This is a genomic window from Ensifer sp. (assembly GCF_035999135.1).
Classification (GTDB): Bacteria; Pseudomonadota; Alphaproteobacteria; order Rhizobiales; family Rhizobiaceae; genus Ensifer.
In genome coordinates this window covers 1-5337 of sequence record NZ_DASYGZ010000074.1, presented here as the reverse complement: position 1 = coordinate 5337, position 5337 = coordinate 1, and the positions used below count along the sequence as shown (strand labels likewise).

Sequence of the window (5337 nt, the reverse complement as noted above, 5' to 3'; positions counted from 1 at the left end):
GTTTGCATCAAAGGCTATCCATTGTTACCGGAGTTCCGTGTACCCACCTTTCGGTGCGACCGCAATCTTTGAGTAGTTCCTGATGTCTCCGCCCCTGCGCATCCTCGGCATAGAAACAAGCTGCGACGAAACCGCCGCTTCGGTGATCTTGCGCGATTCCGACGGCAAAGGACACATCCTCGGCGACGTGGTCCTGAGCCAGCTGGAGGAGCACAGCGCCTATGGCGGCGTGGTTCCGGAGATCGCCGCGCGCGCCCATGTGGAAGCGCTTGACACGCTGATCGAGGAGGCGCTGTTGCGCGCCGGCGTGACGCTTGCCGACATCGACGCCATCGCTGCGACAAGTGGTCCCGGCCTGATCGGTGGCCTGATCGTCGGGCTGATGACCGGCAAGGCGATCGCGCGCGCCACCGGCAAGCCGCTCTATGCCGTCAACCACCTGGAAGGCCACGCGCTGACGGCGCGGCTGACGGACGGCCTGGCCTTTCCCTATCTGATGCTGCTCGTTTCCGGCGGCCACACCCAGCTGATCCTCGTCAAGGGCATCGGTGACTACGAGCGCTGGGGCACGACGATCGACGACGCGCTCGGCGAAGCCTTCGACAAGACGGCAAAGCTGCTCGGCCTTCCCTATCCCGGCGGTCCGGCGGTCGAGCGCGCGGCCCTTGCAGGGGATCCGCAGCGCTTCGACTTTCCCCGGCCGCTGGTCGGCGACGCCAGGCTCGACTTCTCGTTTTCCGGGCTGAAGACGGCGGTGCGCCAGGCGGCGCAATCGCTGGAGCCGGTGACCGAGCAGGATATCGCCGACATCTGCGCCTCGTTCCAGCGGGCGATCTCGCGCACGCTGAAGGATCGTGTCGGGCGCGGCCTGAAGCGCTTCAAAGCGGAGCATGCGGCAGTCGAGAAGCCGGCGCTGGTGGTTGCCGGCGGGGTCGCCGCCAACCAGGTGCTGCGGGCGACGCTGCAGGAGCTCTGCGACAAGAACGGTTTCAAGTTCATCGCACCGCCGCTTTCTCTTTGCACCGACAATGCGGCGATGATTGCATGGGCCGGCGCCGAACGCCTTGCCGCCGGCATGGCGGCAGACGAGCTCGATGTCGCCCCGCGCTCGCGCTGGCCGCTTGACGCCCGGGCGCAGACACTGCTCGGCTCGGGCAAGCGCGGCGCCAAGGCGTGATGAAATCAGCCCGGGCATGACGAACTCAGCCCGGGAATCAGGACATACGGATAGAGAATGAACGACAACTTCAAGATCGGGCCGAAGATCGTCGTGGTCGGCGCTGGCGCTTTTGGCACCGCCCTTGCCGCGGTTGCAGCCTCAGCCGATGGCAGCGACGTGACGCTGCTTGCCCGGCGCGCGGAGATCGCGGACGCCTGCCGCACGACGGGCCGCAACGAAGACGCTCTGCCGGGCATCGACCTGCCGCCGGCGCTGAAACACACGTCAGAGCTGTCCGAGCTTGCCGATGCCGACGTCGTCCTCTTCGTGATGCCATCGCAAGCGCATCGCGCTGCGGCGCGGCAATACGGTCCCGCGATCAATCCTGCCGCCACGATCGTCACCTGCGCCAAGGGCATGGAGCAGGCGACCGGCCGCTTGCTGACCGATGTGCTGGCGGAAGAGCTTCCCGGCCATTCGATCGGCGTGCTCTCTGGTCCGGGCTTTGCAGCCGACATCGCCAAGGGCCTGCCCACCGCCATGGTCGTTGCGGCGCATGATGCCCAGACCGCGACGATGCTGGCCGAGGTGCTTTCCGGCCCGACATTCCGGCTCTACCCCTCCGAAGACCGCATCGGCGTCCAGCTTGGCGGCGCACTCAAGAACGTGCTGGCGATCGCCTGCGGCATCGTCGAGGGTGCGGGTCTTGGCGACAGCGCCCGCGCCGCGCTGATCTCGCGCGGGCTTGCCGAAATGTCGCGCTTCATCGTCGCCGAAGGCGGCGAGGCGGACACGGTGCGTGGTCTTTCCGGTCTCGGCGACCTCGTCTTGACGGCGACCAGCCACCAGTCGCGCAACCTGCGCTTCGGCATTGCGCTCGGCAAGGATGGTCGCGCCGGCGAGCGCAAGGGCGAGTTGGTCGAAGGCGCCTTTGCCGCTTCCGTCGCCGCCCGCGTCGCCCAGGATCTCGGTGTCGAGATGCCGATCACGCACGCGGTGGCGGCGATCATCGACGGCAGGCTCGACGTCCGTACCGCCCTTGAACAATTGATGACCCGTCCGATCACCCAGGAATAATCCGGCGGCGGGATGAGGCAATGTTCATCCCGCGCCGAACGAAAACGCAAAGGAGGAAGCATGCTCTTCGCACTTCACTGCACCGACAAATCCGGCGCACTGCAGCTTCGGCTCGATACCCGTCCCGATCACGTTGCCTATCTCAACGATCTCAATGCCAAGGGCATCCTGAAAATGGCAGGTCCCTTCCTCGGCGACGATGGCAAGCCGACCGGCAGCCTGGTGATCGTCAAGGCGGAGACGATCGAGGACGCGCGTGCGATCGCCGAAGCCGATCCCTATGCCAAGGCGGGCCTCTTTTCCAACGTCGAGATCAAGGCCTTCAACTGGGTCTTCAACAATCCGGAGGCGTGAGGACGCGATGGCGCACTGGCTCTACAAATCCGAACCGTTCAAGTGGTCCTGGCAGATGCAGAAGGACGCAGGCGCCAAGGGCACCGAATGGACCGGCGTGCGCAATTACCAGGCGCGCAACAACATGCGGGCGATGCAGGTCGGCGACAAGGGCTTCTTCTATCATTCGAACGAAGGCCTCGAGATCGTCGGCATCACCGAGGTCTGCATGCTGTCCCATCCGGATTCGACCGCCGAGGGCGATGCCCGCTGGGACTGCGTCGACATCCGTGCCGTGACGGACATGCCGCGTCCGGTGACACTCAAGGACATCAAGGACAACCCGAAGCTCGCCAGGATGTCGCTCGTCACCTCCATGCGCCTGTCGGTGCAGCCGGTGACCGAGGACGAGTGGATCGAGGTCTGCCGCATGGGCGGGCTCGACAACCCGCCGCGCTAGTTTGATGTGCGCCTGTCCGGGCCTTGCGCCCGGGTAGGCGCGGAGAACCTTCGTGAAGACCGATCCGGAAAGCTTCATCCTCGACAATACCGACGTGCTGTCGCCGCCGCATGTGCCTGAGATCCTGCTGCATCTCGCGACCGAAGCGCATGAGCTCTGGCTGAAGACCGAGGAGGAATTGCAGGAGATCGGCCTGCCGCCACCATTCTGGGCCTTTGCCTGGGCTGGCGGGCAGGGGCTTGCCCGTTACATCCTCGACCATCCCGAGGTGGTGCGCGGCCGCCGCGTCGTCGATTTCGCCTCCGGCTCCGGGCTGGTGGCGATTGCCGCGATGAAGGCCGGCGCCGCTTCGGTGGTTGCCGCCGATATCGACCCCTGGGCGGAAACGGCCGTCAGGCTCAATGCCGCCCTCAACGACGTCGCATTGTCCTACACGGGCGAGGACATCACGGGCCGGGACCTACGGGCCGATGTCTGTCTCGCCGGCGACGTCTTCTACGACAAGGCTTTTGCCGAGCAGCTGAAGCCGTGGTTCTCACGTCTAGCCGAAAGCGGAGCGACCGTCATCGTCGGTGATCCCGGCCGCGCCTATTGTCCGCGCGAGAGGATGACGGCGCTTGCGACCTACGAGGTGCCGGTGACCCGTGCTCTCGAGGACAGCGAGGTCAAGCGCACCACCGTCTGGCGGTTCGATGTGCCGGGCGCGCCCAGATCCCGAGGTTGACAGGCAAAAGCCGTTCGATTCCAATCCTTGGAAAAAAGGGGGAACGGACATGGCATTTGCGGGCATGAACTATCTGGCGGTGCTGATTGCCGCCATCGCGGCCTTCGGACTGGGCGCGATCTACTACGGCGTTCTCGGCAAGCCCTGGATGAAGGCGGCACGCATCGATCCTGCGGGTGCCGAGATGTCGCCGGTGCTCTTTGCCATCTCCTTCGTCTCGGAACTGGTGATGGCGACGATGGTTGCCGGCGTCGTCGGCCATCTGGGACCCGATCAGGTGACGCTCGTCAACGGTGTGGTCTCGGCCTTCTTCGTCTGGCTCGGCTTCGTCGCCACGACACTGGTCGTCAACCACCGCTATCAGGGCTTCGGCTGGGACCTGACACTGATCGACGGCCTGCACTGGCTGCTTGCGCTCATCGCCATGGGCGCCATCATCGGCGCCATGGGCGTCGCCGGCTAGGCCGGCGCGGGATCAGCGTTAACGCCGGATGACGCAGATACCATGTTCGTAGGCGCAGGCGCGGTTCATCGTTTGCGGCGTGACGTCGATGATCTTGCCACGGTTCACCTCGGCTGGCGGCGCGAGCCCACCATCATCGGCGTAGCGATAATCGCCTTCCTGGCTGAAATAGATGCCGTTGCCCACGTCGACATAGGCCGAAATGCCGCCGACATAAGTGCCGATGCCGGGAATGATGTCGGGGAATTCGTCGCCGCCATACACGCCCTGCCGATAGTCACTGCTGCGACCGCTCGATGTCCAGATCTCGCGTCCCGCCCGATCGCGAACCCATCCGCCGCCGTCGCCCCAGCGCTCGACAAGGCGACCTGTGTAGGGGCGATACTGCGGGAGGCGAACGTGCCGGGTGCGCGTTTCCACTTCCGGCAGTCCGTCGTGAATACCCGGGCGTCTATCCTGGCCGCGGGCATCGGAGAGCCAGATATCGCGGCCGCCTCGGTCTCGGACCCATCCGCCGCGATGCTGCCATTGGCCGGCGTAAGCGCCGGGGCGGTATCGCGGAAGGCGAACGTGCCGGGTGCGGGTTTCCACTTCCGGCGGCCCGCCATTGTCGGCCCAGTCGCGGCGCGGCATGCGGTTCCAGTCACGGCGAGAACCCATGCGGTCGAAGTCGTAGCGCGGGTAAGGCCGATGGGAATTCATCCGGATGTGTCGGGTGCGGGTTTCGGCTTGCGGCGGTCCGCCCCAGCCGCCCGAACGGTCCGCGGCCTGCATGGGGATGCAGCTTGTGGCCAAGACCAGGCCAGCGAGCGCCAGCACTTTGGTCGCATGGATTGCCCTGAACAGAATCATTCTGCCCGCCCTCCGGGTGACGCTTAACAAATCGTTAAGGCCACTCTGGGCCAAAATTGCCGGAAAGTCACGGAATCGCTTGGTTTTCTGCCGCTATCGTTAACGGACGAATGTGTCTCCGGCAGAGCGGAAAATGGCGCAATTCGTCTAATCGATTAAATTGATTTTGCACTGCAAACACACTTGTCGTTAAGCAATATGGTGATTAAAGGTCCGAAGGACTGAATTGCGCACAATCAGGTGCGATACCGGACTAAAATCGTCCACTT

7 protein-coding genes are annotated in these 5337 nt (G+C 64.7%); 6 read left to right on the top strand and 1 reads right to left on the bottom strand.

The features are described 5' to 3' along the window. The first annotated feature begins 82 nt into the window (after positions 1-82). Genes tsaD through VGO12_RS08520 form a run of 6 tightly spaced genes read left to right on the top strand, consistent with a single transcriptional unit; the run spans position 83 to position 4216 of the window. A complete protein-coding gene (tsaD, locus tag VGO12_RS08545; protein ID WP_327512301.1) occupies positions 83-1177 on the top strand; it encodes a tRNA (adenosine(37)-N6)-threonylcarbamoyltransferase complex transferase subunit TsaD in 1095 nt (364 codons plus the stop codon). 57 nt (positions 1178-1234) lie between these two features. Beyond that, on the top strand, positions 1235-2236 hold the full coding sequence (locus VGO12_RS08540; RefSeq protein ID WP_327512300.1) for an NAD(P)H-dependent glycerol-3-phosphate dehydrogenase: 1002 nt from the start codon (positions 1235-1237) through the stop codon (positions 2234-2236). Positions 2237-2296: 60 nt separating this feature from the next. After that, entirely contained in the window at positions 2297-2590 is a 294-nt protein-coding gene (locus VGO12_RS08535) for a YciI-like protein (RefSeq protein WP_327512299.1), read from the top strand. Positions 2591-2597: 7 nt separating this feature from the next. Then, a complete protein-coding gene (locus tag VGO12_RS08530) occupies positions 2598-3029 on the top strand; it encodes an EVE domain-containing protein (RefSeq protein WP_327512298.1) in 432 nt (143 codons plus the stop codon). A gap of 52 nt (positions 3030-3081) precedes the next feature. After that, a complete protein-coding gene (locus tag VGO12_RS08525; protein WP_327512297.1) occupies positions 3082-3753 on the top strand; it encodes a methyltransferase in 672 nt (223 codons plus the stop codon). Between the two features lie 49 nt (positions 3754-3802). Further along, a complete protein-coding gene (locus VGO12_RS08520; RefSeq protein ID WP_327512296.1) occupies positions 3803-4216 on the top strand; it encodes a DUF1761 domain-containing protein in 414 nt (137 codons plus the stop codon). 18 nt (positions 4217-4234) lie between these two features. On the opposite strand, the gene VGO12_RS08515 is transcribed toward VGO12_RS08520, so the two are convergent. Further along, positions 4235-5068 carry a hypothetical protein gene (locus VGO12_RS08515; protein WP_327512295.1) on the bottom strand — a complete coding sequence of 278 codons (834 nt, stop codon included), beginning with the start codon at positions 5066-5068 and terminating at the stop codon, positions 4235-4237. Between the last annotated feature and the right edge of the window lie 269 nt (positions 5069-5337).